Here is a 23,861-nt window from a genome sequence, read left to right on the forward strand (position 1 = left end):
ACAGCTGATCTGAAAGGACTTGGCCGTTAATTTGCACGCTTGCAAAACGACCGTTCGGCGGCTCTGTCATCTGCCAGTCATGTGCAGTGCCTAGGCTTGCTGGACCAAGAAGCGGATCGATGGACAGTCGATCTTGCCCCGAAACAGTGCTGGTCTAGTCCAGATAGGTAACGTTGATGCGCATCGATGCAACCAAAGCGGTGACAGCCATCGGACAGGTCCTGCAAGAGCAGCTCGACCACGGGTTGCTGGCGCCCGGTAGCAAGCTGCCGGCCGAGCGCAAGCTCAGTGAATTGTTCGGGACCACGCGGATTACCGTGCGTGAGGCGTTGTTGCAGCTCGAAGCCCAGGGGCAGATTTATCGGGAGGAGCGCCGGGGCTGGTTCGTCTCGCCGCCGCGCCTGGCCTACAACCTGATGCAGCGCAGCCATTTCCACGCCATGGTCGCAGCCCAGGGGCGTGTGCCTTCTACCCAAGTGATCTCGGCGCGACTGCAACCTGCCTCGGCGGCGGTGTGTGCCTGGTTGCAACTGCCGGCGTTGTCCAGCGTGATCCAGATCTGCCGCGTGCGGCGTATCGACGAGCGGCTGGTGCTATACGTCGAGCACTACCTGAACCCGCAGTATTTTCCGGACATTTTGGGGTTTGACCTCAACCAGTCCATCACCGAGCTGTACGCCCGCCATTACGACCTGCACTACGGCCGGGTGAAGTTTGAAATCGTGCCCACCTCTTTACAGCTGGAAGCGGCAGCGGCGTTGAAGGTCTCGGTGGGCAGCCCCGGGCTTCGCATCGCACGGGTCAACTATGACCAGCATCAGCGGCTGATTGATTGCGACCTGGAGTTCTGGCGACACGATGCGATCCATGTCGGCGTGGATGTGCCGGAGCAAGCTGTGCCGGAACAATCGCCCGCAGCCTGAGGCAGGGTCAGAGCGACTCGTTGAGCTTGCTCAGGATCTTGATCACCACCGTGGCGAGGATCAACAACATGCCGATCCACATGGCAAAGACCCCGACGCTCTTGTCACGGAAGTTGAAGCCGATGGCCAGCAGGATCATGCCTGCAACGATGGGCACCAGCATGGCGTTGAACGAAGACATCGAGATCATGGCGACAGCCTTGTCAGGGAAGGATAAGGCCAGTCTAGTTGGGGTTTTGCCGGGGTGTGCTGATGTATGTCACATCGCCCTCATTCCCGAGGCAAACACTGTGTGGGAAGAAAACTGTATGGGAGCAAAGCTGTGTGGGAGCAAGCCTTGCTCCCACAGGGTTCATCATGCCTTCGGGGCGGTTATGGCAACTCGCGAGAGGCGTAGAACGCGCTCAGCACCTTCACCAGATGCGCCAGGTCATGGCTGCCGCACAGTTCACGGATCGAATGCATGGCGAAGGTCGGCAAACCGATGTCCACGGTGCGCACGCCCAGCTGGCTGGCGGTGATCGGGCCGATGGTCGAGCCACAGCCCATGTCGCTGCGCACCACGAAGCTCTGCACCGGCACTTCTTCGGCCATGCACAGGTGGCGGAAGAACCCGGCGGTTTCGCTGTTGGTGGCGTAGCGCTGGTTGCTGTTGACCTTGATCACCGGGCCGGCATTGAGCTTGGGGCCGTGGTTGGCGTCGTGCTTGTCGGCATAGTTGGGGTGCACGCCGTGGGCGTTGTCCGCCGACACCAGCAGGGATTTCTGAATGGTGCGGACGAACTCTTCACCTTCAGGCAGCAGGCGACGCAGGGTTTGCTCCAGCATCGGGCCGTCGGCGCCACAGGCCGAGCACGAGCCGACTTCTTCGTGATCGTTGCAAACCAGCACGCAGGTTTCTTCGGTGTCAGTGTTCAGCAACGCTTGCAAGCCGGCGTAGCACGACAGCAGGTTGTCCAGGCGCGCGCCGGCGATGAAATCGCCGTGCAGGCCAATGACCGCAGCGCTTTGCGTATCGTAGAAACTCAACTCGTAATCGAGTACCACGTCGGCATTCAGGCCGTGTTCGCGAGCCAGTTGATCGGTGAGCACGGCACGGAAGTCGACGCGCTCGTCCCCGGCGAACTGGGCAAGGATCGGCGGCAGTTCATTCTGCGGGTTGATGGCCCAGCCCTGGTTGGCTTCGCGATTGAGGTGGATGGCCAGGTTCGGAATCGTGGCGATCGGCGCCTTGAAATCGATCAACTGGCTTTCGACCTTGCCATCGCGACGGAAGGTCACGCGTCCGGCCAGGGACAGGTCCCGGTCGAACCACGGCGCCAGCAATGCACCGCCGTAGACTTCCACGCCCAGTTGCCAGAACCCGTGGCGTTGCAGTTCCGGCTGCGGCTTGACCCGCAGGCAGGGGCTGTCGGTGTGGGCGCCGACCAGGCGGATGCCATCGTGCAACGGTGAGTTGCGGCCGAGCTTGAAGGCGATGATCGAGGAGTCGTTGCGCGTGACGTAATAGCGACCGTTGGCCTCGGTGGCCCAGGTCTCGCGTTCGTCAAGACGCTGATAGCCTGCCGCCTCCAGGCGCTTGGCAAGGCTGGCGGTGGCATGGAACGGGGTAGGGGAGGCCTTGAGAAAGTCGATCAGGCCCTGGTTCAACTCTGCGCGCATAAGAAACTCCAGACAGCAATGGGCGGCAGTTTACCGTATTGCTGATGGATGGGGGGGCATCCCGTTGGTTGTTCAACCTGTGGGAGCGAGCTTGCTCGCGATAGCGTCAGATCAGCCAGCAGGGTGATCGACTGACACACCGCATCGCGAGCAAGCTCGCTCCCACAGGCGGTCATGCGAATCTTCAGAACGGTGCCGGGCACTCGAAGCGCAAGCGCTCGCCGCTTTGCGGATGGGTGAAGCTGAGCATGCTGGCGTGCAGGCACAGGCGCGGCCAGGCAGCGAGGGCCTGCGGGTGGGCGTAGAGTCCGTCGCCCAGCAACGGATGACCGATGGACAGCATGTGCACGCGCAATTGGTGCGAGCGCCCGGTAATCGGCGTGAGTTCGACGCGGCACCAATCGCCGCAACGTTCCAGCACGCGCCAGAAGGTCAGGGCGTGTTTGCCGTGCTCATGGTCCACCACATGCCGAGGTTTGGTCGGCGGGTCATAGCGCAAGGGCAGGTCGATGCTGCCGCTGTCCAGTTCCGGTTGGCCCCAGCACAGGGCCGTGTAGGCTTTTTCGGTTTCGCGATCATGAAATTGCCGGGACAGTTCGCGATGGGTGTCCGGGTCGCGGGCCAACAGGATGATGCCGGAGGTTTCCCAGTCCAGTCGGTGCACGATTCGCGCTTCCGGATAGCCGTTTTCCTGCAGGCGGGTAATCAGGCAGTCCTTGTTGTCGTCGGCCCGGCCGGGCACGGAGAGCAACAGGGTCGGCTTGTCGACCACCAGGACGGCGTCGTCCTGATGAATGATGCGGATGTTGGACAGGGGCATTGAAAACAGTCTCGTTACAAACGCCAACGGCGGCTCGGGCCCTTTTTTCCTAACCCTGTGGGAAGGACTCCAGGACCCGAGCCGCCGTGGCTCCCGCAGGATCTATCAGCGATCCGGCAGGGTGATGTTGAGTTCCAGGATCGAGCAGCTGCCCTGGCTTTCCAGTGCCACGTGCACGTCATCGCTACCGATGTTGACGTATTTGCGGATCACTTCCACCAGTTCCTTCTGCAAGGCCGGCAGGTAGTCAGGGGTACTGCGTTGGCCGCGTTCGTGCGCCACGATGATCTGTAGACGCTCTTTCGCGACCGAGGCGGTACTGGGCTTTTTGTTGGCACGAAAGAAGTCAAAAAGGTTCATTACCTACCTCCAAACAGGCGCTCGAAGAAACCTTTCTTCGTTACATCGAGGAAACGATGCTCCACGGTTTTGCCCAGCAGGCGATCGACGGCATCGCTGTATGCCTGGCCGGCGTCGCTCTGGTCGTCGAGAATCACCGGTACGCCGGAGTTGGAGGCCTTGAGTACCGCTTGGGATTCCGGAATGACACCCAGCAGGGTGACGGCGAGGATTTCCTTGACGTCTTCGACGCCCAGCATTTCGCCATCGCTGACCCGTTGCGGGTTGTAGCGGGTCAGCAGCAGGTGTTCCTTGATCGGCTCTTCGCCCTTCTCGGCGCGACGGGATTTGCTCGCCAGCAGGCCCAGCATGCGGTCGGAGTCACGCACCGACGACACTTCAGGGTTGGTCACGACGATCGCTTCGTCAGCGAAGTACATGGCCAGGTGGGCACCTTTCTCGATACCGGCCGGGGAGTCGCACACCACGAACTCGAAGTCTTCCTTGAGTTGCATCAGGACTTTTTCCACGCCTTCCTGGGTCAGCGCGTCTTTGTCGCGGGTCTGACTGGCGGCCAGCACGTAGAGGTTCTCAAGGCGCTTGTCCTTGATCAGGGCTTGCTGCAGGTTCGCTTCGCCGTTGACCACGTTGACGAAGTCGTAGACCACGCGACGCTCGCAACCCATGATCAGGTCCAGGTTACGCAGGCCGACGTCGAAGTCGACGATGACTGTCTTGTGGCCGCGCAGAGCGAGGCCGGTACCGATAGCGGCGCTGGTGGTGGTCTTACCCACACCACCCTTGCCGGATGTAACCACGAGAATCTTGGCCAAGGTGTTTCACCCCTAAGGAAAAAGGACTTTTTCAGCCCCTGAAAAACATCTCTGGAAAACTGCTGCAATTGGACAGGCTTGGCTGGAATCGGATGTCGGGCGGGGTCTACCTCCGGTAAACACTGCCTGATCCTTTTTCCTACGTCGTTTAAGCCGTTTTCGCTCGTTTTAGAGATGCTTGGAAAATGCGGCAGTATCCGTTAAAGCCGAATGATGTTCAACACGTCGCCCGACAGGCTGATCTGAACGCCGGCCCCCCACAACGGATCGCGGCGCAAATCCTCGGAGACCTTGTACTGCCCGGCGATGGAGACCAGTTCAGCGCTCAATTGCTGACAGAAGATCCTGGCTTTCGTATCGCCCTTGACGCCGGCCAGCGCACGACCGCGCATCGGGCCGTATACATGGATGTTGCCATCGGCGAGAAGTTCCGCCCCCGGGCTGACCGAGGACACGATGACCAGATCGCCACCCTGGGCATAAATCTGCTGCCCGCCGCGCACTGGCGAGGTGATGACACGCGTCGGCTTGATGGGGGGCTCTGGTGGTTTTTCCGGGGCTTTCTTGGCTTCGACCGGGCTCAGCTCCAGCACGCGCTCCCGGGCGCCGGACGGCGGCAGCACCGGAATGTCCACGGCGATGGCGGCGGCGATGTCTTCGATGCGGCTGGCGCGGATCGCCAGGGTGCGCAGGCCGTGCTGGCGGCAAACGCGCATCAGGCCTGGCAGGTCCACCGCGCCTTCGCCGGCCGGCAGCTTGTCCAGGGCCAGCACCAGCGGTGCATTGCTGAAGAAGTTCGGTGCCTGGGCGACTTTGGCCGCCAACTGCCGGTCAAGGCCTTCCAGGTCGTTGCGGGCCAGCTCCAGCACCGTAATGGCGAGCATGCTGCCCTTCAGCTGGAACACGGGATCTTGGTCTAGCGGTTCGGTTTGGCTCATGGTCGGCGTACAACGGCTTGTCACTAAAAGTGCCGAGACTTATAACGAGATCGTCCGCCAGCCGCAACCCGGGTCGAACAATGTAGAATGCGCGGCCCATGTCCTAATGGAAGCTGTAATGGATCGCCCGCGTTTTCGAGCTGCATTTTTTCATCCGCGTTTCTGGCCGCTGTGGTGCGGCCTGGGCCTGTTGTGGCTGATCGTTCAATTGCCTTATCCGTTGTTGCTGCGGGTCGGTCGCGCACTGGGCGCGCTGATGTATCGAGTAGCCGGCGACCGACGGCGCATCGCCCGTCGCAACCTGGAACTGTGTTTCCCGCAAAAGTCCGCCGCCGAACGCAAGCGTCTGCTCAAGGAAAACTTTGCCTCCACCGGCATCGCCTTTTTCGAAATGGCCATGAGTTGGTGGTGGTCGCGTTCGCGCCTGGCGAAACTGGCCCATGTCGAAGGGCTGGAGCATCTCAAGCAGGCCCAGCGCGAGGGCAAGGGCGTGATCCTGATGGCACTGCATTTCACCACCCTGGAAATCGGCGCGGCCTTGCTCGGCCAGCAGCACACCATCGATGGCATGTACCGCGAGCACAAGAACCCGCTGTTCGACTACATCCAACGCCGCGGCCGCGAGCGGCACAACCTCGACTCCCTGGCCGTGGAGCGTGACGACGTGCGTGGCATGCTCAAGCTGCTGCGGGCCGGGCGGGCGATCTGGTATGCGCCGGACCAGGATTACGGCGCCAAGCAGAGCGTGTTCGTGCCGCTGTTCGGCATCCAGGCCGCGACGGTCACCGCCACCAGCAAATTCGCCCGCCTGGGCAAGGCGCTGGTGGTGCCCTTCATCCAGGAACGCCTGGCCGACGGCAGCGGTTATCGCCTGGTGATCCAGGCCCCGCTGACGGATTTCCCGGGTGAGACCGAGGAGGCCGATTGCATCCGCATCAACCAGTGGGTCGAACAGTCGGTGAGTGATTGTCCCGAGCAATACCTTTGGGCCCACCGGCGTTTCAAGAGCCGTCCACCGGGCGAGCCGAAGCTGTACGACAAACGCGGTTGAGTCGGTAGTCCGCCATTTTTCAGCAGCACCTTGAGCACGGAGCATTGCGATGACCCCAGCTGAACCGGTTACAGGTTTGATTCTTTCCGGCGGCGGGGCTCGAGCGGCGTATCAGGTGGGCGTACTGGCGGCCATCGCCGAATTGTTGCCGGACGGTGCGGACAATCCGTTCCCGGTGATCGTCGGCACGTCGGCCGGGGCGATCAACGCGGTCAGCCTTGCGAGCGGGGCGATGGACTTCAAGACCGCCATCGAGCGGCTGACGGCGTTCTGGCAAGCGGTGCGCAGCCATCAGGTCATGCGCAGTGACTGGTGGGGCGTGATCGCCCAGGCGACGCGGTTCATTACCCACAGCCTGTTGGGCCTGGGGGCCAAGTTACCGGTGGCGCTGATCGACAGTTCGCCATTGCGCGAACTGCTCCAGGCCCAATTCCACGCCTCGGGCATCGAACAGGCCATCGTCGAGCAGCAACTGCGCGCGGTGGCGGTGACGGCGTTCGGTTATGAATCCGGCCAGGCCGTCACCTTCTACCAGGGGCGCGGGACCATCGATGCCTGGCTGCGCCATCGACGTATCGGGGTGCCGACGCAGTTATCGGTGGAGCACCTGCTGGCCAGCTCGGCGATTCCCTTGTTGTTCGCGCCGGTCAGGATCGGCCCGCAATACTTCGGTGACGGCGCGGTGCGGCAATCGGCGCCCATCAGCCCGGCCTTGCACCTGGGGGCCAATCGGGTGCTGGTGATCGGCGTCAGCGGCAACCCCCGTGGTGCTGGCGGGCAGGATCCCACCGAGCGCAGCTATACCGGCCTGCAACCGACCCTGGCGCAGATCGGCGGCCATATGCTCAACAGCACGTTCATTGACAGCCTGGAAAGCGACATCGAGTTGCTTGAGCGCCTGAACGGGTTCAGTCACCTGCTGCCCGATGACGTACCGGCCCACGCCCTCGGCGCGGCGCCGGTGGACGTGCTGGTGATTTCCCCGAGCCAGCCGATCGACGAAATCGCTGCCCGCCATCGCCAGGAACTGCCCCGTGCGTTGCGGTTATTCCTGCGCGGGCCGGGCGCGACCAAGACCAGTGGCGCAGGGGTGCTGAGTTACCTGTTGTTCGAGTCGGGGTATTGCAGCGAACTGATCGAGCTGGGACGCCAGGATGCGTTGGCGCAGCGTGAGGCGTTGAGTCGGTTTTTGGGGTTGGCATAAGGGATGTAAGCAGGTCCACCGCCATCGCGAGCAAGCTCGCTCCCACAGGAGATTTTGCGGTGGACGCTGAAACTGGGTCCAACACACAAACCCATGTGGGAGCGAGCTTGCTCGCGAAGGCGACTGAACATTCAACATTGATGTTGGCTGATGGTCCGCTTTCGCGAGCAAGCTCCGCTCCCACAAGGGATTTGTGGTGAGCTCTGAACCTGAGGCTCAGTCAGGTCAGAAATGGTACTTCAGCAAGAAGCTGGTATTGCTCTGGTTGGTCTTGAACCCGTCGCTGTCTTCGATCCCGTACTTGTTCTTCCAGTAGTCATACTCCACGCCCACATACAACTGCTTGGCACCGAGCTTCAACGCCTTGCCCAGGTCATATTTGATCTGCGGGTTGATGTGCAGGTTGGCGTGGTAGGTGCCCTTGGAGTTGGTGTCGTTGTCCACCACCCAGTCGATGAAACCGTCGATCAGGATGTCGGATGAACCCACCGGGAGGGTGTATGCCCAGGTCGGGGTGATCTGCCAGACGTTGTCGCCGGCGCGTGGGCCTTCGGTCTGGCGGTTGTAGAAGTTCAGCTGGAAGTAGTCGAAGCCGGGAATCGCCAGGTCGAAACCCGGGCCGATCAGGTAGGACTCGTTGTCGCCTTCGCCGAATTCATACGTCATGGCCAGCAGCACATCCTTGATCGGGCCCAGTTCCAGCTTCTGGTCGAAGATCTTGCCGAACGACAGGCGTGGGCTGAACTCACCGTAGTAGGTGTTCGGGCCGGACTGGCTGTCGTCCTGGCCGTTGTAGAAGATCCGATCGAGGAAGAAGAAGTTGTCCCCGTATTTCCAGGCGTCGGCGTGTTCGAAGGTCACGGTCTGCTGGATGCGCGGGTTGACCTGGAAATCCTTGCCATACAGGTAGGTCAGGCTGTTGTTCTGCCACTGGAACAGGTCGTCGGCCATCGCTTGGCCCCCGGCCGACAAGGCTCCTGCGAGTATCAGGCTGGTGCACGTACGTTTCATTCGGTTTGCTCCCAAAGGTAAGTGGTACCGCTTTTTTTTCAGGTCAGCGCTCTGGTGTGGCGCCTTTTTCCTCGGATTAAAAACATCCGTTCGGTCAGCTTTTCGCTTGTGGCCAGTGCTGATAGCAAGAGCTGAGCCAAGGTCAAAAAAGGCTCGTCCAGCTATTTGGAACAGTCGAAAAAGGTGTTTTCCAGAGACACCCGATATCCCCCGTGATGCTGGGATAAGCTGGCGTCTCGGTCAGGATTCGATGATTTTTACAGTGCTCGGATGCGAACGGCCGCGCAGGGTACGGGCTTGCCCTGACGGGCTCAAGTGCCCTGCAACGGCGCATTCGCGGCGAATTTGGGGCGCGGCTCAGTTGGTCCGCGCGCCCTGGTTGATCCACGCGCCGATCAGGTCGCGTTCCTGCTGGGTCATCTGGGTGATGTTGCCCAGGGGCATGATCTGGTTGGTCACGGCCTGGGCCTGGATGCGCGCGGCCTGTTGCTGGATCTGCTCTGGCGTATCGAACATCACCCCACCTGGTGCGGCGCTGAACAGCGGGCTGGTGGGCTTGGCCGAATGGCAGACCGAGCAGCGTTCCTGGATCACGCTGTGGACCTTCTCGAATGAAGGGCCCTGGGCGTTGGCGGCCTGGGTGGGCGCCGCTGTCGGTGCGGCGGGGGCCGTCGCCGGTTTTGCGCCACCACCCACTGCCGTTTCCGGCAACGGTTGGTACTCGATCACGCCAGGAGCCTTGGCCACCTCCGGTGCGGTGGGCATGGGCTTGGGACCTGTGACATAAGCCAGGCAGATCATCGCCAGGGCTCCGACCGGCAGCGTCCAGGCAAAGCGGTTGCTGTCATGGCGCGTGTTGAAGTAGTGGCGCACCAACACCGCCGCTACGGCGATCCCGGCCAGGATCAGCCAGTTGTACTGGCTGCCGTAGGTGCTCGGGAAATGGTTGCTGATCATGATGAACAGCACCGGCAAGGTGAAGTAGTTGTTGTGGCGCGAACGCAACAAACCCTTGGCCGGCAGTGCAGGATCGGGCGTGCGGTTCTCGGCGATGGCCGCCACCAGTGCACGCTGGGCCGGCATGATGATGCGGAACACGTTGCCGACCATGATCGTCCCGATGACCGCCCCGACGTGCAGGTAGGCGCCGCGACCGCTGAACACCTTGCTGAACCCGTAGGCCGCGGCGATCAACAGCACGAACAGGATCACGCCGAGCAGGGCTGGGCGCTTGCCCAGGGCCGAGTCGCAAAGAAAGGAATAGACGAACCAGCCGACGAGCAACGAACCGAGGCCCAGGGCGACGCCTTCGGGCCCGCTCAGGCTGCTGCCGGGGGCCAGCAGGTAGACGGTCGGGTTCCAATAGAACACCACGCACAACAGCGCGATGCCGGACATCCAGGTGAAGTAGGCTTCCCACTTGAACCAGTGCAGGTTGTCCGGCATGGAGGGAGGCGCGAGTTTGTATTTTTCCAGGTGGTAGATGCCGCCACCGTGGATGGCCCACAGGTCACCGGCCAGGCCGCTCCTGGGGTTGACGCGATTGAGGTTGTTTTCCAGCCAGACGAAGTAGAACGACGCGCCTATCCAGGCCACGCCAGTGATCATGTGAACCCAGCGCACGCTCAGGTTCAGCCATTCCAGCATATGTGCTTCCACAGTCTTTACCTCTCGCCCGTCACGCTTGTCTTCGCGTGATCGGACCTTCTCTTATTGGTGGGGGGCGAGGATCAAGTACTCATCCTCTTGGAAAAAATGCTCATCGCAGTTATTGCCTGTGCCACTGCGATCAACCACCAGGAAGTCATCCCGCTTTTCGATCGTCAGCACCGGGTGGTGCCAGACGCCGCGATGGTAATTAATGCCCTGCCTGCCGTTGGTGACGAAGGCGCGGACCAAGCCTGATACAGGTGCATCGCCAAGTGGCGCGACCACGATCAGAAAGGGGTTGCCGAGCAGCGGAATGAACGCCTGGCTGCCCAGCGGATGGCGCTCCAGCATGCGCACGGTCAGCGGCATGTCCAGCGCGTCGGCGCGGAAGATGCTGATGATCGCCTTGTCGTCCGGCGTGGCGGTTTCCACCGTCGCCAGGCGATGGAAGCGCATGGTCGAACCGTTGTTGATCATGAAGTGATCACTGCCGTCGGTTTCGATCACGTCACCGAACGGGGCGAAGGCTTCTTTGGTCAACGGTTCGATCTTGAGTGTGCGCATGCTGGTCTTCTTAATCTTTTGAGTTTGATCGTTCCCACGCTCTGCGTGGGAACGCCGCCATGGACGCTCCGCGTCCACTGTGACGCGGAGCGTCACGGTATGCATTCCCACGCAGAGCGTGGGAACGATCATCGCAATCTTACTTCGACACCTTGCCCAGCACCCGCAGGCGACTCACGCCACCATCCGGGAACACATTCAGGCGGATGTGGGTGATCGGCCCCAGCGCCTTGATCTGCTCGGCGAAGGTATGTTCGGCGTGCATTTCCAGCTTCTGGCTCGGCAACAGCTCACGCCAGAACAGCGATTGGGTTTCGATCTGGCTGTCGGTGCCACCCTTGACGAACGCGCCCTGGATCGAGCAGCTGTCGGGATAGTTGCCCTTGAAGTGCAGGGTGTCGACGATGACTTTCTCGACCTCGCCGGCATGGCCCAGGGCGACGATCACCCAGTCATTGCCCGGGGTACGACGACGGGCGGTTTCCCAGCCGTCGCCCATGTTCACGCCACGACCCGGGTTGAGGATGTTGCTCATGCGGCCGAAGTGTTCGTCGGAGCAGGCCAGGGCACGGCCACCATTGAGGGCGGCAGCCAGGTCGATCTGTTCATTGTCGCCGACGGCCGACCAGTCGCGGTACGGAATGCCATAGACCCGCAACCGGGCCACGCCGCCATCGGGGTAGATGTTGAAGCGCAGGTGGCTGAAGGCCTGGTCGTTACTGATTTCGTGATAGTGGTGGCTGTTGCCTTGCAACTCGACGGCCGACAGCACTTCAGTCCACTGGGTGTTTTCGTCTGGCTCGCCTTCGGTCAGGAAGCAGGCTTCCAGGGAGGCCGACGGTGGGTAGTTACCGGTGAAGAATGAGGTGTCGATGTCCACGCCTTTGATCGAGCCGGCCACACCCAGGCGGATCACCGCGCTGTCATAGCCTTCGAAGCGCTTGCGCCGCGATTCCCAGCCGTCCATCCACTTGCCGTTGTCATCGAACACGCCCTCCTTCCATACGGCCGGGGTCGGTTGGAACAAACGGTTGGCGTCGGCGAACCAGTCATCGGTGACCGAAATGATCTTGGTGCCGAGGCGGGCGTCGGCCAGGTTGACGAACTTCTCGAAAGGTACGGCGTAAGCTTTCATTCTTCTTGTCTGCCTTTAAATAAGTTGGCTGGGGATGCTTGCAGGATCCTGGGGCTCAGGACTGCTCGCTAAAGGGTCAGTAGTCGGAACAACGCTATCTTGTTGATCTCTGCCAGCGCGCATTTGAATTCGGTGTCTACCGAATGATGGATGCGCGTTTCGAACGCCGCGAGGATCTGATGCCGGTTGCTGCCTTTTACCGCCATGATGAAGGGAAACTTGAACTTGGCCTTGTAGGCGTCGTTCAGCTCGGTGAAGCGCTGAAACTCATCGCTCGAGCATTGGTGAATACCGGCGCCGGCCTGTTCGTTCGTGCTGGCTTCGGTCAGTTGGCCCTGGACGGCGGCTTTGCCGGCCAGGTCCGGGTGAGCGTTGATCAGGGCCAGTTGGCTGGCGTGATCGGCACTCAACAGGATGTCGCTCATGCGCTGGTGCAGGGTTTCGATCTGGTCGATCGACGGGTCCTGGCCCAGGTCGAAAGCCTTTTCGGCGACCCATGGCGAATGTTCGTAGATATCGGCAAAAGCCCGGACGAAGGCTTCACGGCTCAAGGTGGATGGCTTGAGGGTCTGGAAGGCAGTCATTTCGAAGCTCCTGGTTTCGAAGCTTGCGGGCACGGGTGAGTCTGTTGCCAGTGGCGGGCGATGTCGACACGACGGCTGAACCAGACCTGTTCATGACCCTTGGCATATTCAAGGAAGCGCTTGAGGGACGCGAGTCGGGCAGGGCGGCCGATCAGGCGGCAGTGCAGGCCGATGGAGAGCATCTTGGGGGCTTCGGCGCCTTCGGCATACAGCACGTCGAAGGCGTCCTTGAGGTATTGGAAGAAATCATCGCCCTTGTTGAAACCCTGCACCTGGGTGAAGCGCATGTCGTTGGTGTCCAGCGTGTACGGGATCACCAGGTGCGGCTTGCCGTGGGGTGTGTTCGGTTCCCAGTAGGGCAGGTCGTCGTCGTAGGTGTCGCTGTCATAGAGAAAACCGCCTTCCTCCATGACCAGCCGGCGGGTATTGGGGCCGGTGCGACCGGTGTACCAACCCAGCGGACGCTCGCCAGTGATTTCGGTGAGGATGCGGATCGCTTCGAGCATGTGCTCGCGTTCCTGGGCCTCATCCATGTATTGGTAGTCGATCCAGCGATAACCGTGGCTGCAGATTTCGTGACCGGCGGCAACCATGGCGCGGATCACGTCCGGATGGCGCTGGGCGGCCATGGCCACGGCGAAAATGGTCAGCGGGATATCGAATTCCTTGAACAGCTTGAGGACCCGCCAGACCCCGGCACGGCTGCCATACTCGTAAAGCGATTCCATGCTCATGTTGCGCTCGCCCTGCAGCGGTTGCGCCGCGACCATCTCCGAGAGGAACGCCTCGGATTCCTTGTCGCCATGCAGGATGTTGCGCTCGCCGCCTTCTTCGTAATTGAGCACGAAGGACAGGGCGATGCGGGCATTGCCCGGCCACTGGGGATGGGGAGGGTTACTGCCGTAACCGATCAGGTCGCGTGGGTAGTCAGCGCTCACTGCAGTTTTCCTTCTTGTTCGAACCATGTGGGTGGCGCCCTGATGATGGATCATGGGCTGGCGTCACGACGATGGAGTGATTGTATACAACTTTATGTGCGATTTGTAAGCCTGATTTTTTGCATTTTTTACCGCAGTCCCCGGTTTGTCTACACTGCAAGAAACCTGCCCATCTGGTCAATTAATGGCTGGAAGAATGGCGTATCCGTTGGTTTGGCTTGAGATTGGGCAGGAACCTTTGTCGGAACATGCATGGACTAAATATCTGTTTTTTATTGTGTACAATTTTCTTTTAAAGTGTCTTAATTCGCTCATCGCCGTGGCGTTTCGTGCTCCGAAACGGTGCGGCCTGTCTTTCAACTGATTCAGGAGGCGTCGGGCCGGACTGCACAGCAGCGAGGCGCGCACAATCAATGGGACGTTTGACTACTCACGTTTTGGATGCTGCACACGGCTGCCCGGGCAGCTCGATCAAGGTCGAGTTGTACCGCGTGGAAGGTTCGCAACTGCAACTGGTCGCCAGTGCGCAGACCAACAGCGATGGTCGCTGCGACGCACCGCTGCTGCAAGGGGATGACTACCGTTCGGGTGTCTATCAGATTCAATTCCATGCCGGTGATTACTACCGCGCCCGTGGTGTCGAGCTGTCCGAGCCGGCGTTCCTGGATGTGGTGGTGCTGCGCTTCGGCATTTCGGCCGAACAGGATCATTACCACGTGCCCCTGCTGATTTCGCCTTACGCCTATTCCACCTATCGGGGCAGCTGACCCCCAAGCAGCTGCCTTGTCCTGGAAGCGACTGCGCATGGCGCTTCTTTGGTTTTTCGCCCGCTCACACTGCGGGCTTTTTTTCGTCCGTGGAAATGGGCTGTCTGGGAGGGACTCATCGTCGGATCGCCGCCCGGAGCAAGCTCGCTCCCACACTGGATTTTACCGCTCACAAAAAACCTGTGGGAGCGAGCTTGCTCGCGATGCTTTTGCTTTTTTAGCGGCTCAACAAGGAGGCTGCGCCCGCACCGCCAAATAATCCTGCGCTGATGCGGTTGAACCAGCCCTGGCCTTTCCCCGTACGCAGATACCGCGCCGCGCCATGGGCACCAAGGCCGTAGGCCAATTTGCACAGCAGGTCGAGTACGGTCCAGGTGGCGATCATGATCAGCAGTTGTGGCAGGAATGCTTGTTCGGCGCTCAAGAATTGCGGCAGGAAAGCGGCGAAGAACAGGATGTCTTTCGGGTTGCTGGCGCCCAATACGAACGCCCGGCCGAAGAGGGCGCGAAAGCGCGGGACGGCTGCGGCCTGGGGCACGTCGGCGCCTTGGGACGGTTGGCGTGATTGCTGCCAGCTCTGCCAGGCCAGGTAAAACAGGTACAGGGCACCGACAATCTTCAGGGCACTGAACAGCTGTTCCGATGCCATCAACAACGCACCGAGCCCCAGCGCCGAGGCACTCAGCAGGCAGATCGAAGCGATCACGCCACCCAGGAATGCCGGATACGAGCGGCGCAGGCCGTAGTTCAGGCTATTGCCGATCATCAACAACGACAACGGGCCGGGGATGAGGATCACCACCAAGGCGGCACCGCTGAACAACAGCCAGGTTTCCAGATTCATTGCTTTGCTCCTGATGTACAAAAGCCTCACCCATTGGGTGAGGCGGGTGAATACGGTGCCGCTTACAAGAAGATGAACTTGGCGATGAAGATCGCGCAGAGCACCCACAGGCTGACGGAGATTTCCTTGTGTTTACCGGTGCCTGCCTTGAGCACCACATAGGTGATGAAACCCAGTGCGATACCGTCGGCGACCGAGAACGTCAGGGGCATCATGATGGCCGTGACAATGGCCGGGATGCTGTCAGTCGCCTCGTCCCATTCGATGTGGGCCATGCCGCCCATCATCAGCATGGCAACGTAGATCAAGGCCCCGGCCGTGGCGTAGGCCGGGATCATCCCGGCCAGCGGTGCGAAGAACATGGCGGCAATAAATAGCACGCCGACGGTCACCGCGGTAAGCCCCGTGCGGCCACCGGCGGCCACACCAGCGGCGCTTTCCACGTAGCTGGTCACCGGCGGCACGCCGACCATGGCGCCAAATACGCTGGAGGCGCTGTCGGCTTTCAAGGCGCGGGACAGGTTCTCGATCTTGCCATCGGCTTTCACCAGGCCGGCGCGCTGGGCAACGCCCATCAGGGTGCCGGCGGTGTCGAACATGTGCACGAACAGGAAGGCCAGCACCACGCTGATCATGCTGACGTTGAACACACCGGCCACGTCCATCGCCATCCAGGTGGGGGCCAGGCTCGGCGGTGTCGACATGACGCCGTTGTACTGCACCAATCCCAGGCCCCAACCGGCCAGGGTCACGGCGATGATGCTGATCAGGATTGCGCCGAACACGCGGTGATAACTGAGCACGGCGATCATCAGGAAGCACACTGCGGCCAACAATGGACCGGGCTCACGCAACGAGCCGAGCTTGATCAGGGTGGCGGGGCTGTCGACGATGATCCCGGCGGTTTTCAGGCCGATCAGCCCGAGGAACAACCCGACCCCCGCGCCCATGGCGAACCGCAGGCTCACCGGAATGCTGTTGAGCAGCCACTCCCGCACCCGTGACAGGGTCAGGACCATGAACAACACACCGGAAACGAACACCGCGCCCAACGCAGTTTCCCAGTTGTAGCCCATGGTGCCGACCACGGTGTAGGTGAAGAATGCGTTCAAGCCCATACCTGGCGCCAGACCCACCGGCCAGTTGGCGTACAGGCCCATCAACAGGCAGCCCAGGGCCGCGGCGATGCAGGTGGCGACGAACGCGGCACCGTGATCGATGCCGGCGTCGGCCATGATGTTGGGGTTGACGAAGATGATGTAGGCCATGGTGATGAAGGTCGTCAGGCCGGCGATCAGCTCGGTCTTCACCGTGGTGCCATGCAAGCTGAGTTTGAAGATGCGCTCCAGCCAGCCACTGCGTAGTGGCGGCGAGAGGTCCAGCGTCCGGGCTTCGGGTTTGCGGCTTTCCACAGCGAGTACTCCTCAAGAGTCTTATTGTTATTTCCAGCACCGCACACGCCCTGGGGGTGGCTGCGATGCGCTGAGGCAGGTAAGGCTGGCGAAGTATGTTGACCTGTTGGTCAGGAACTCGCACGAAGCGAATTATGCTTTTGTATACAAATAAAGCAAATAATGTTTTCTGTGTTGTCGACGAAATGTCGGGCGATAGGGATATATCGCCCTGGCGGACGCTATCGCGAGCAAGCTTTGCTCCCACGGCGGGCGTCCACTGACCCTCTGTGGGAACAGTTTTGCTTCCAGCAGGTGTCCGCTGAGACCCTCTGTGGGAGCAAGGCTTGCCCGCGATGGCGATAGACCGGGCAATACACAGCTTGCAGAGGAAACTCAGTCGACAGCCACCTGACCCTTTCCCAGCCCCAGATTCACCGCCAACCACCCATCCACCGCCGCTTCCCCGGCCTCGGCAAACACCCGCTCCAGCAATTTCACCTGCTCACGCCGCAATGCCTGTTCGAAGCGTTCGCCCTCGGTTGTCAGTTCCAGCAGCCGCTTGCGCTTGTCGGTCTCGGACGCGACGCTGTTCACCAGATGCATTTCCATCAGTTGCCGTAACGGCATGTTCAGCGCCTGCTTGCTCACCCCGAGTACCGCCAGCAATTCCTTCACGCTCAATGACGGGTAGCGGGCGATGAAAAAAACGATGCGCTGGTGCACCCGGCTCAACCCGCGGCGCTCGAGCATTTCATCGGCCTTGGCGGTGAACGCCTGGTAACCGAAGAAAAACGCTTCCATGGCCATTTGTTGGGAAGTCGGGTTTTTAAGGTCAAGCATATTGACGTATCCGTAGAGGTCGGCGTAATTTCGGTCAATCAGTTTGACTTATTCTTCCCGTGCCCCGCTACAGGTGACCTCCATGGCTTTTTCCGAACGTGTCTCGCGCCTCAAAAGTTCTTTGATTCGAGAAATCCTCGCGGCGGCGCAGCGCCCTGAAGTGATGTCGTTCGCCGGCGGCCTGCCGGCCGAAGCCATGTTGCCGAAAGTGGAATGGGCGGCCATGCCGTTGTCCATGGGCCAGTACGGCATGAGCGAAGGCGAACCCGCCCTGCGCGAAGCCCTGGCGGCCCAGGCGCGGGCGCTGGGTGTGGCCTGTGAGGCGAGTCAGGTGCTGGTGGTCAGCGGTTCCCAGCAAACCCTCGACCTGGCGGCCAAGCTGCACATCGACGTCGGTACGCAAGTGATGCTCGAAGCGCCGACGTATCTGGCGGCGTTGCAGATTTTCCAGCTGTTCGGCGCCGACTGCATCACCGTGCCCCTGGAGGCCGACGGCCCGGACCTGAAACAGTTGCGGGCCCGGCTGGAGCAGCATCGGCCAGCGTTCATCTATCTGATCCCGACGTTCCAGAACCCCTCGGCAGTGCGCTACAGCGAAGCCAAGCGCGATGCGGTGGCGGCGCTGTTGGACGAGTTCGACGTGACCCTGATCGAGGACGAACCCTACCGCGAGCTGACGTTCGATGGCGGCAGTGCCACGCCAATTGTCAGTCGCTTGAAGAAGGCCAGCTGGATCTACACCGGCACCGTGTCGAAAACCCTGTTGCCGGGGCTACGGGTGGGCTACCTGATCGCCAGCCCGGATCTGTTCCCGCACCTGCTGCGGCTCAAGCAGTCGGCGGACCTGCACACCAATCGCATCGGCCAATGGCAGGCGCTGCAATGGATCGGCACCGAGCAGTACCGCAGCCATTTGAGTGAGTTGAGGGATTTCTATCGGGATCGTCGCGACCGCTTTCAGGCGGCGCTGCACAAGCATTTTGCCGACATCGCGGACTGGAGCGTGCCCCAGGGTGGGTTGTTTTTCTGGCTGACTCTCAGGCAACCGCTGGACACCCGCACCTTGCTCCCCGCCGCGCTGGCGGCCGACGTTGCGTTCATGCCGGGGGAACCGTTCTTCCCTGAACCGGACCAGCATCCGGGGCACTTGCGCTTGAACTTTAGCCACATCGATCCGGCGCGGTTGGATGAAGGGCTCAAGCGGTTGGCGGGGGTGGTGCGGGAGGCGTTGGCGGTAAAAGCAGCCTGACTTATGTGGTGACTGGACTGGCCCCATCGCGAGCAAGCTTTGCTCCCACAGGGACAGTGGTGAATACAAATCCAGTGTTCACCAAGCCCCCCCTGTGGGAGCAAAGCTTGCTCGCGATGAGGCCAGTCGTCGCACTAGAAAACTATCAGGCTGCCGAGAACCGCTTATCCAGATAATCAATGATCACCTTGGACTCATACATCCAGGTGGTCTCGCCATTTTCTTCAATCCGCAGGCACGGCACCTTGATCCGGCCGCCTTGCTCCAACAGGGCCTGGCGATCCTGCTCGTTGTTTTTCGCATCGCGCAGGGCCACGGGTACGTTGAGGCGGCGCAGGGTGCGGCGGGTTTTCACGCAGAACGGGCAGGCGTGGAACTGATACAGCGTCAGGCTGCGAGCGGCCTGCTCGACCTGCGCCTGGGCCTCGGTCGGGCGCTGTTTCTTGCCCGGGCGGGTGATGAAGTCGATGAAGATGATGAGCTGGCCCAAGCCAACCCGAAGCGCTTTGACAATCACGGTATTAAGCCTCGCGGCAGGGAAGAAGAGGGCGCGCAGCTTACCTGATTTTTCACAGGCGAAAAAAAACCGGCGATCAATGCCGGTTTTCTTCGTGCGACGGATTACTTGATGAGGCTGAGGAATTCGCTGCGAGTGGCGGCGTTTTCCCGGAACTCGCCGAGCATCACCGAGGTGATCATCGAGGAATTCTGCTTTTCCACACCGCGCATCATCATGCACATGTGCTTGGCCTCGATCACCACCGCCACGCCCAGGGCGCCAGTCACTTGCTGGACCGCATCGGCGATCTGGCGGCTGAGGTTTTCCTGGATCTGCAGGCGACGCGCATACATGTCGACGATGCGCGCGACTTTCGACAGCCCCAGCACCTTGCCGCTCGGGATGTAGGCCACGTGAGCCTTGCCGATGAAAGGCAGCAGGTGATGTTCGCACAACGAGTACAACTCGATGTCCTTGACCAGCACCATCTCGCTGTTGTCGGAGCTGAACAAGGCACCGTTGGTGACTTCTTCCAGGGTCTGTTCATAACCGCGGCAGAGGTACTGCATGGCCTTGGCAGCACGCTTGGGCGTGTCGAGCAGGCCCTCGCGGGAAACGTCCTCGCCCAGTTGGCCGAGAATCGCGGTGTAATTCTGTTCCAGAGACATGAAACTACCTGTGGGATTTTACGCAAAGGGCAAGGGTACGGTGGCGGACACGGCGCTGCAAGCTCGGCAAGCGAGGGCTATTCGTCGCGACCTTCCATCATGGTGCGCTTGAGCATCACGTAGACCGCCCCGGCGCCGCCGTGTTTTGCCTGGCAGGAGGTGAAGCCCAACACTTGTGGGTGCTGGCGCAGCCAGGTGTTGACGTGGCTCTTGATCATCGGCCGCTTGCCGTCCAGGCGCACGGCTTTGCCATGGGTGACGCGCACGCAGCGGATTTCGAACTTGGTGGCTTCGGCCAGGAATGCCCAAAGGGTTTCCCGGGCTTTTTCAACGCTCATGCCGTGCAGGTCGAGGCTGCCCTCGAAGGGGATCTGGCCGACCTTCAGCTTGCGCATCTGGCTTTCCTGGACACCGTCGCGTGCCCACATCAACTCGTCTTCCGGTCCGACGTCGATCACGAACTGATCGGACAGGCCATCCACGGTCGTAGCGTCGGTGCGCACGGTGGCGGCCTGGCGCAGCTTGGCGATTTGCGCGCGATCGGCCTTGGGCTTGCCGGTTTCGGCGCGGTCGTGCTTGATCGGTTTTACGCCCTGGATCGCACTTTTGAACAGGGAAAAGTCGTCGTCTTGCATGTCAGCCTCCGCGAAGGCCGGCCAGTTTACCCAACTCTGGCGGGATCAGGCGCGACAAAACGTCGGATGGCGGGTCAGTCGTGCTTTTTCATCAGGTGCGGAGCCATGGCCAGCTCCAGGGATTGGCGGGCGCGACGGCGGCAGCGGCGCCAGAGCCAGACGCCCAGTAACAACACGAAAAGACCGACTGCCAGGATGATCGCCGAACCCAGCGGAGTGGCGTTCAACTCACCCAGTGCGGGCGGGCGGCCCAGCAGGCTGGCGGCACCGGCCATGGCCAGCAGCACACCGAATGTTGCCAGTAGCGCAGCGATTGCCGCGCCAAAACGAAACCGCCAGTTGCTCGGGCCCTTGGGCCGCAAGCGACGTGCGTCAAAACCATCGGATAACTTCATTCCGACCTTCCTCAATGGGTATCGGCCCTTCGACCGGAAGATGTTCGGGTTGTTCCTGACAGTATGGCAATTGCGGCAAATGAGAGGCTTTTGCGGATGAGCGGCGGGAGTGGCCGCTCATCAAGGCGAATCAGATGAAGTCACGAGTCAACGCCAGGGTGGCGAAGTTGTCCGCCATGATCGCCATTTCGGTCTGCTGAACGTGTTCGGCGCTGAGGACGCCGCCCTTGTATGGCAGGTCGCGGGTGGCGCAGGCGTCTTCCACCAGGGTACAGCGAAAGCCCAGGTTCTTGGCGGCGCGCACGGTGGTGCTGACGCTGGAGTGGCTCATGAACCCGCACACGATCAGGTCCAGGGGGCCGAAGTCTTCCAGGCGCTTTTTCAACTCGGTGCCGTGGAAGGCGCTGGGCAGCAGCTTTTCGATCACGGTTTCGTCGGCCTGGGGTTCGAGGCCGGGAATGAACTCCCCGCGCTCGCCTTGCGGATCGAACAGCCCGCCATGGGTGCCCAGGTGGCGCACATGCACGATCGGCCGACCGGCTGCACGGGCCGCACCGAGCAATTGCTTGATGTTCGCGACGGCTGCATCCATGCCGCTCAGGGCCAGGGGGCCGGCGAGGTATTCTTTCTGGGCATCGATGATGATCAGGGTCGCTTGACTCAGGTTGGCCGCTGCATAACCACGACCGCTGAGTTGAAACATCGTTTTTGGAACGGACATTCTGGGGCTCCTTCGAGTGGGGCTTTTGCGACATTGTCCTCTGGCTGAGCGGTTCTGTGAATCGCTTCCATCGCAAGGGCCGCCGTTGCTGGCCTACAGCCTTGTCAAGATGCTCATCTTGTTCAATAGGCGGATCAAAAAACGGATAATTCCTACGATTGGTCCGGGGTTTTTCGTTCGTCATCGGGGCGTGTTTGGGTGGGGCCGCGTTTGGCTGGTAGACTCGCCCGTCGATTTTTCTGGAGTTTGCCGCCGTGATCACTTCCCGTCTCCGTACCCTGCGCGACCATATCCGTTGGGCCGTCAGCCGTTTCCATGGGGAGGATCTGTTTTTCGGTCATGGCACCGACAATGCGTGGGACGAAGCCCGGCAACTGGTGTTGGGCGCATTGCACCTGCCATGGGAAATTGCCGACAGCTATCTGGACTGCCGTCTTGAAGACGAAGAACTGGTCCATGTGCAGCGCCTGCTGCGCCGGCGTATCACCGAGCGTGTGCCAACCGCCTATTTGTTGGGTGAGGCCTGGTTCTGCGGGATGTCGTTCATCGTCGACGAGCGCGTGCTCATTCCGCGCTCACCCATCGGCGAACTGATCGAAAAGCATTTCGAGCCGTGGCTGGGCCAGGAGCCGGCACGAATTCTTGATCTGTGCACCGGTTCCGGCTGCATCGGCATTGCCTGTGCCTATGAGTTCCCGGAGGCCGAGGTGGTGCTGGCCGACCTGTCGTTCGAAGCGCTGGAAGTGGCCAACCAGAACATCGAGCGCCATGGCGTCGATGAGCGCGTGTTCACGGTCCAGGGCGATGGTTTCGACGGTCTGCCGGGGCAACGTTTCGACTTGATCGTGTCGAACCCGCCCTACGTCGATGCGGAAGATTTCGCCGACATGCCGCAGGAATACCAGCACGAGCCGGAGCTGGGCCTGGCTTGTGGCGATGACGGCTTGAACCTGGTGCGCCGGATGCTGGCCGAGGCGGCCGATCATCTGACCGAGAAGGGGTTGTTGATTGTCGAGGTGGGCAACAGCCAGGTGCACGTCGAGGCGTTGTACCCGGAAGTCGATTTCGCCTGGCTCGACTTCGAACGCGGCGGCCATGGTGTGTTCATGCTCAGCGCCGAACAGTGCCGCCAGCACCAGGGGTTGTTTGCTTCGCGGTTTTGATCCCCCTTATCCATCTGGGTGCACCCACTGTGGGAGCGAGCTTGCTCGCGATGGCGTCGGATCAGCAGCATTGAAGTTGGCTGATTCACCGCTATCGCGAGCAAGCTCGCTCCCACAGGGTTGTTCAGGCGCTGTCGGGCTTAATGCCGCGTCGCAATCCAGATCAGCAACCCCGCCTGGAACATGGCGAAGGCCACCAGGCAGGTGATGGTGAAGCGCAGGCCGGCGTCTTCGCGCTTGAACTTGGTGACCTTTTCTTCCTGCTGCTTGAGTTTGACTTCCTGTTCCGCCAGGTTCTGCTCGGCCTGTTGCAGCATCTGCGCCGCTTCAAGGATTTCCACGAATTGCAGCTTCTCGGTGTTCCAGTCCCCGAGCAGATCGCCAACGTGGGTTGGCTTGACGCTGCCCTTGAGGTGCTGGGCATCGGCATAGACCACCTCGAAGCCCTGGGCCTTGAGAAAGCGGTCGCGGCGCAGGCGAGTGTCTTCGTTCAGGGCGTCCTTGTTATCCAGGTCGGTGCCGTCTACCCGGTAGGCCGACCAGCGTTTCTTGGCCCAGGTGATGCCCTGGGCCGCCAGGAAACGGCCGATGCCACGGTTGGACGGCTCGACTTGCAGGTTGTCCGGGGAAAAAAACAGGCGTTTTTCGACGTGGTCGGCCCAGACGTCCAGGTGATTCTGTTCCTTGCGCACGCGCTGGTTCGGCAGCTGGATGCTCATGCGCAGCAGGCTGCGTTCCTTGCTGTGGCGCTCGACATAGCTGAACTCGACAAACCGCAGCGGCCGCACACCGGTGGCGCGGTCGGTCTTGAGCGGCGCCAGCCGGAGCATTTTGTGATGCTCGGTATGCACGTCGGCCCACGGCAGCTCTACCGCAGGCGAGACGGGAGCTTCGGCAGCGGTGTTGGGAGAAGTTTCAGTTTCAGTCATAACGGCAAAAATCCTGTCCAGGCCGGCGGGTCGGCAGCCATAGCGCTGCCCGACACCGGGCTATCGGCCGTTTTTGCCAGTCCTGAAGCTAAATCGACTAAAACC

Annotated in this window: 27 protein-coding genes; 6 read left to right on the plus strand and 21 right to left on the minus strand. The window is 61.1% G+C overall.

Features of this window, described 5'->3' with window-relative positions; translation table 11 throughout:
* The first annotated feature begins 176 nt into the window (after window positions 1–176).
* On the plus strand, window positions 177–923 hold the full coding sequence (locus AB4O09_RS08970) for a UTRA domain-containing protein (RefSeq protein ID WP_003204548.1): 747 nt from the start codon (window positions 177–179) through the stop codon (window positions 921–923).
* Between the two features lie 7 nt (window positions 924–930).
* Here AB4O09_RS08970 and AB4O09_RS08975 read toward each other — a convergent pair whose 3' ends face one another.
* From AB4O09_RS08975 to minC, 6 genes are all read right to left on the minus strand, one after another.
* Window positions 931–1,113: a hypothetical protein gene (locus AB4O09_RS08975; RefSeq protein ID WP_003204546.1), complete on the minus strand. Its 183-nt coding sequence runs from the start codon at window positions 1,111–1,113 to the stop codon at window positions 931–933.
* Between the two features lie 182 nt (window positions 1,114–1,295).
* Window positions 1,296–2,585: a M18 family aminopeptidase gene (locus tag AB4O09_RS08980; RefSeq protein ID WP_003204544.1), complete on the minus strand. Its 1,290-nt coding sequence runs from the start codon at window positions 2,583–2,585 to the stop codon at window positions 1,296–1,298.
* 184 nt (window positions 2,586–2,769) lie between these two features.
* Window positions 2,770–3,405: an RluA family pseudouridine synthase gene (locus tag AB4O09_RS08985; RefSeq protein WP_013694041.1), complete on the minus strand. Its 636-nt coding sequence runs from the start codon at window positions 3,403–3,405 to the stop codon at window positions 2,770–2,772.
* 105 nt (window positions 3,406–3,510) lie between these two features.
* Complete coding sequence (gene minE, locus AB4O09_RS08990; protein ID WP_003179111.1) at window positions 3,511–3,765, minus strand: cell division topological specificity factor MinE; 255 nt, start codon at window positions 3,763–3,765, stop codon at window positions 3,511–3,513.
* Window positions 3,765–4,577, minus strand: coding sequence for a septum site-determining protein MinD (gene minD, locus AB4O09_RS08995; RefSeq protein WP_003179114.1), 813 nt, complete (start codon window positions 4,575–4,577; stop codon window positions 3,765–3,767). Before minD ends, minE begins: the two co-directional genes overlap by 1 nt.
* Window positions 4,578–4,777: 200 nt before the next feature.
* Window positions 4,778–5,515 (minus strand): septum site-determining protein MinC, encoded by a 738-nt coding sequence (minC, locus tag AB4O09_RS09000; RefSeq protein ID WP_460108107.1) that lies wholly within the window; start codon window positions 5,513–5,515, stop codon window positions 4,778–4,780.
* Between the two features lie 118 nt (window positions 5,516–5,633).
* Between minC and AB4O09_RS09005 the strand changes: the two genes are divergently transcribed.
* Together AB4O09_RS09005 and AB4O09_RS09010 are read left to right on the plus strand one after the other, a co-directional pair.
* Window positions 5,634–6,566 carry a lipid A biosynthesis lauroyl acyltransferase gene (locus AB4O09_RS09005; protein ID WP_003204537.1) on the plus strand — a complete coding sequence of 311 codons (933 nt, stop codon included), beginning with the start codon at window positions 5,634–5,636 and terminating at the stop codon, window positions 6,564–6,566.
* 49 nt (window positions 6,567–6,615) lie between these two features.
* Window positions 6,616–7,770: a patatin-like phospholipase family protein gene (locus AB4O09_RS09010; RefSeq protein WP_003204535.1), complete on the plus strand. Its 1,155-nt coding sequence runs from the start codon at window positions 6,616–6,618 to the stop codon at window positions 7,768–7,770.
* Window positions 7,771–7,995: 225 nt separating this feature from the next.
* Here AB4O09_RS09010 and AB4O09_RS09015 read toward each other — a convergent pair whose 3' ends face one another.
* The 6 genes from AB4O09_RS09015 to puuE all read right to left on the minus strand — a co-directional run bounded on the left by AB4O09_RS09015 (window position 7,996) and on the right by puuE (window position 13,652).
* A complete protein-coding gene (locus AB4O09_RS09015; protein ID WP_003204533.1) occupies window positions 7,996–8,781 on the minus strand; it encodes an outer membrane protein OmpK in 786 nt (261 codons plus the stop codon).
* 357 nt (window positions 8,782–9,138) lie between these two features.
* On the minus strand, window positions 9,139–10,440 hold the full coding sequence (locus AB4O09_RS09020) for a urate hydroxylase PuuD (RefSeq protein WP_003204530.1): 1,302 nt from the start codon (window positions 10,438–10,440) through the stop codon (window positions 9,139–9,141).
* A gap of 51 nt (window positions 10,441–10,491) precedes the next feature.
* Complete coding sequence (locus AB4O09_RS09025) at window positions 10,492–10,995, minus strand: ureidoglycolate lyase (protein ID WP_003204529.1); 504 nt, start codon at window positions 10,993–10,995, stop codon at window positions 10,492–10,494.
* A gap of 139 nt (window positions 10,996–11,134) precedes the next feature.
* Complete coding sequence (gene alc, locus AB4O09_RS09030) at window positions 11,135–12,130, minus strand: allantoicase (protein ID WP_003204527.1); 996 nt, start codon at window positions 12,128–12,130, stop codon at window positions 11,135–11,137.
* Between the two features lie 68 nt (window positions 12,131–12,198).
* Window positions 12,199–12,714, minus strand: a complete 516-nt coding sequence (uraD, locus tag AB4O09_RS09035; protein WP_003204525.1) for a 2-oxo-4-hydroxy-4-carboxy-5-ureidoimidazoline decarboxylase — start codon at window positions 12,712–12,714, stop codon at window positions 12,199–12,201.
* Entirely contained in the window at window positions 12,711–13,652 is a 942-nt protein-coding gene (puuE, locus tag AB4O09_RS09040; RefSeq protein ID WP_003204523.1) for an allantoinase PuuE, read from the minus strand. The genes uraD and puuE overlap by 4 nt, the downstream gene beginning before the upstream one ends.
* A gap of 413 nt (window positions 13,653–14,065) precedes the next feature.
* On the opposite strand from puuE, the gene uraH reads away from it, so the two are divergent.
* A complete protein-coding gene (uraH, locus tag AB4O09_RS09045) occupies window positions 14,066–14,419 on the plus strand; it encodes a hydroxyisourate hydrolase (protein WP_003204518.1) in 354 nt (117 codons plus the stop codon).
* A gap of 217 nt (window positions 14,420–14,636) precedes the next feature.
* Here uraH and AB4O09_RS09050 read toward each other — a convergent pair whose 3' ends face one another.
* From AB4O09_RS09050 to AB4O09_RS09060, 3 genes are all read right to left on the minus strand, one after another.
* Window positions 14,637–15,263 carry a LysE family translocator gene (locus tag AB4O09_RS09050; RefSeq protein WP_003204515.1) on the minus strand — a complete coding sequence of 209 codons (627 nt, stop codon included), beginning with the start codon at window positions 15,261–15,263 and terminating at the stop codon, window positions 14,637–14,639.
* A 62-nt stretch (window positions 15,264–15,325) separates the two neighbouring features.
* Complete coding sequence (locus tag AB4O09_RS09055; protein WP_003204513.1) at window positions 15,326–16,675, minus strand: NCS2 family permease; 1,350 nt, start codon at window positions 16,673–16,675, stop codon at window positions 15,326–15,328.
* Window positions 16,676–17,050: 375 nt separating this feature from the next.
* Entirely contained in the window at window positions 17,051–17,497 is a 447-nt protein-coding gene (locus AB4O09_RS09060; RefSeq protein ID WP_003204511.1) for a MarR family winged helix-turn-helix transcriptional regulator, read from the minus strand.
* 82 nt (window positions 17,498–17,579) lie between these two features.
* Here AB4O09_RS09060 and AB4O09_RS09065 point away from each other — a divergent pair, with 82 nt between their 5' ends.
* Window positions 17,580–18,746 carry an aminotransferase-like domain-containing protein gene (locus tag AB4O09_RS09065; RefSeq protein ID WP_003204509.1) on the plus strand — a complete coding sequence of 389 codons (1,167 nt, stop codon included), beginning with the start codon at window positions 17,580–17,582 and terminating at the stop codon, window positions 18,744–18,746.
* Window positions 18,747–18,891: 145 nt separating this feature from the next.
* Here the strand turns inward: AB4O09_RS09065 and AB4O09_RS09070 are convergent, their stop codons facing one another.
* The 5 genes from AB4O09_RS09070 to AB4O09_RS09090 all read right to left on the minus strand — a co-directional run bounded on the left by AB4O09_RS09070 (window position 18,892) and on the right by AB4O09_RS09090 (window position 21,664).
* Entirely contained in the window at window positions 18,892–19,263 is a 372-nt protein-coding gene (locus AB4O09_RS09070) for a glutathione S-transferase N-terminal domain-containing protein (RefSeq protein WP_003204508.1), read from the minus strand.
* 104 nt (window positions 19,264–19,367) lie between these two features.
* Complete coding sequence (gene folE, locus AB4O09_RS09075) at window positions 19,368–19,913, minus strand: GTP cyclohydrolase I FolE (protein ID WP_003204506.1); 546 nt, start codon at window positions 19,911–19,913, stop codon at window positions 19,368–19,370.
* Window positions 19,914–19,990: 77 nt separating this feature from the next.
* Window positions 19,991–20,548, minus strand: coding sequence for a Smr/MutS family protein (locus AB4O09_RS09080; protein WP_003204497.1), 558 nt, complete (start codon window positions 20,546–20,548; stop codon window positions 19,991–19,993).
* 74 nt (window positions 20,549–20,622) lie between these two features.
* Window positions 20,623–20,943 carry a hypothetical protein gene (locus AB4O09_RS09085; RefSeq protein WP_003204495.1) on the minus strand — a complete coding sequence of 107 codons (321 nt, stop codon included), beginning with the start codon at window positions 20,941–20,943 and terminating at the stop codon, window positions 20,623–20,625.
* 130 nt (window positions 20,944–21,073) lie between these two features.
* On the minus strand, window positions 21,074–21,664 hold the full coding sequence (locus AB4O09_RS09090) for a cysteine hydrolase family protein (protein WP_003204493.1): 591 nt from the start codon (window positions 21,662–21,664) through the stop codon (window positions 21,074–21,076).
* Window positions 21,665–21,918: 254 nt separating this feature from the next.
* On the opposite strand from AB4O09_RS09090, the gene prmB reads away from it, so the two are divergent.
* A complete protein-coding gene (gene prmB, locus AB4O09_RS09095) occupies window positions 21,919–22,827 on the plus strand; it encodes a 50S ribosomal protein L3 N(5)-glutamine methyltransferase (protein WP_460108109.1) in 909 nt (302 codons plus the stop codon).
* A 140-nt stretch (window positions 22,828–22,967) separates the two neighbouring features.
* Here the strand turns inward: prmB and AB4O09_RS09100 are convergent, their stop codons facing one another.
* Window positions 22,968–23,756, minus strand: coding sequence for an N-acetyltransferase (locus AB4O09_RS09100; protein WP_013694039.1), 789 nt, complete (start codon window positions 23,754–23,756; stop codon window positions 22,968–22,970).
* Between the last annotated feature and the right edge of the window lie 105 nt (window positions 23,757–23,861).

This window comes from Pseudomonas sp. H1_F01 (assembly GCF_054681425.1).

Excerpts from the sequence above, each read along its gene's own strand:
- AB4O09_RS09050 (WP_003204515.1), bottom strand. The coding sequence starts at position 15,263 with ATGAATCTGGAAACCTGGCTGTTGTTCAGCGGTGCCGCCTTGGTGGTG.
- AB4O09_RS09010 (WP_003204535.1), top strand. The coding sequence starts at position 6,616 with ATGACCCCAGCTGAACCGGTTACAGGTTTGATTCTTTCCGGCGGCGGG.
- AB4O09_RS09100 (WP_013694039.1), bottom strand. The coding sequence starts at position 23,756 with ATGACTGAAACTGAAACTTCTCCCAACACCGCTGCCGAAGCTCCCGTC.
- AB4O09_RS08970 (WP_003204548.1), top strand. The coding sequence starts at position 177 with ATGCGCATCGATGCAACCAAAGCGGTGACAGCCATCGGACAGGTCCTG.
- minE (WP_003179111.1), bottom strand. The coding sequence starts at position 3,765 with ATGAACCTTTTTGACTTCTTTCGTGCCAACAAAAAGCCCAGTACCGCC.
- AB4O09_RS08975 (WP_003204546.1), bottom strand. The coding sequence starts at position 1,113 with ATGATCTCGATGTCTTCGTTCAACGCCATGCTGGTGCCCATCGTTGCA.
- AB4O09_RS09085 (WP_003204495.1), bottom strand. The coding sequence starts at position 20,943 with ATGAAGTTATCCGATGGTTTTGACGCACGTCGCTTGCGGCCCAAGGGC.
- AB4O09_RS08980 (WP_003204544.1), bottom strand. The coding sequence starts at position 2,585 with ATGCGCGCAGAGTTGAACCAGGGCCTGATCGACTTTCTCAAGGCCTCC.
- AB4O09_RS09090 (WP_003204493.1), bottom strand. The coding sequence starts at position 21,664 with ATGTCCGTTCCAAAAACGATGTTTCAACTCAGCGGTCGTGGTTATGCA.
- uraH (WP_003204518.1), top strand. The coding sequence starts at position 14,066 with ATGGGACGTTTGACTACTCACGTTTTGGATGCTGCACACGGCTGCCCG.
- AB4O09_RS09065 (WP_003204509.1), top strand. The coding sequence starts at position 17,580 with ATGGCTTTTTCCGAACGTGTCTCGCGCCTCAAAAGTTCTTTGATTCGA.
- folE (WP_003204506.1), bottom strand. The coding sequence starts at position 19,913 with ATGTCTCTGGAACAGAATTACACCGCGATTCTCGGCCAACTGGGCGAG.
- AB4O09_RS09025 (WP_003204529.1), bottom strand. The coding sequence starts at position 10,995 with ATGCGCACACTCAAGATCGAACCGTTGACCAAAGAAGCCTTCGCCCCG.
- AB4O09_RS08985 (WP_013694041.1), bottom strand. The coding sequence starts at position 3,405 with ATGCCCCTGTCCAACATCCGCATCATTCATCAGGACGACGCCGTCCTG.
- AB4O09_RS09005 (WP_003204537.1), top strand. The coding sequence starts at position 5,634 with ATGGATCGCCCGCGTTTTCGAGCTGCATTTTTTCATCCGCGTTTCTGG.
- uraD (WP_003204525.1), bottom strand. The coding sequence starts at position 12,714 with ATGACTGCCTTCCAGACCCTCAAGCCATCCACCTTGAGCCGTGAAGCC.
- AB4O09_RS09060 (WP_003204511.1), bottom strand. The coding sequence starts at position 17,497 with ATGCTTGACCTTAAAAACCCGACTTCCCAACAAATGGCCATGGAAGCG.
- alc (WP_003204527.1), bottom strand. The coding sequence starts at position 12,130 with ATGAAAGCTTACGCCGTACCTTTCGAGAAGTTCGTCAACCTGGCCGAC.
- minC (WP_460108107.1), bottom strand. The coding sequence starts at position 5,515 with ATGAGCCAAACCGAACCGCTAGACCAAGATCCCGTGTTCCAGCTGAAG.
- AB4O09_RS09015 (WP_003204533.1), bottom strand. The coding sequence starts at position 8,781 with ATGAAACGTACGTGCACCAGCCTGATACTCGCAGGAGCCTTGTCGGCC.
- AB4O09_RS09080 (WP_003204497.1), bottom strand. The coding sequence starts at position 20,548 with ATGCAAGACGACGACTTTTCCCTGTTCAAAAGTGCGATCCAGGGCGTA.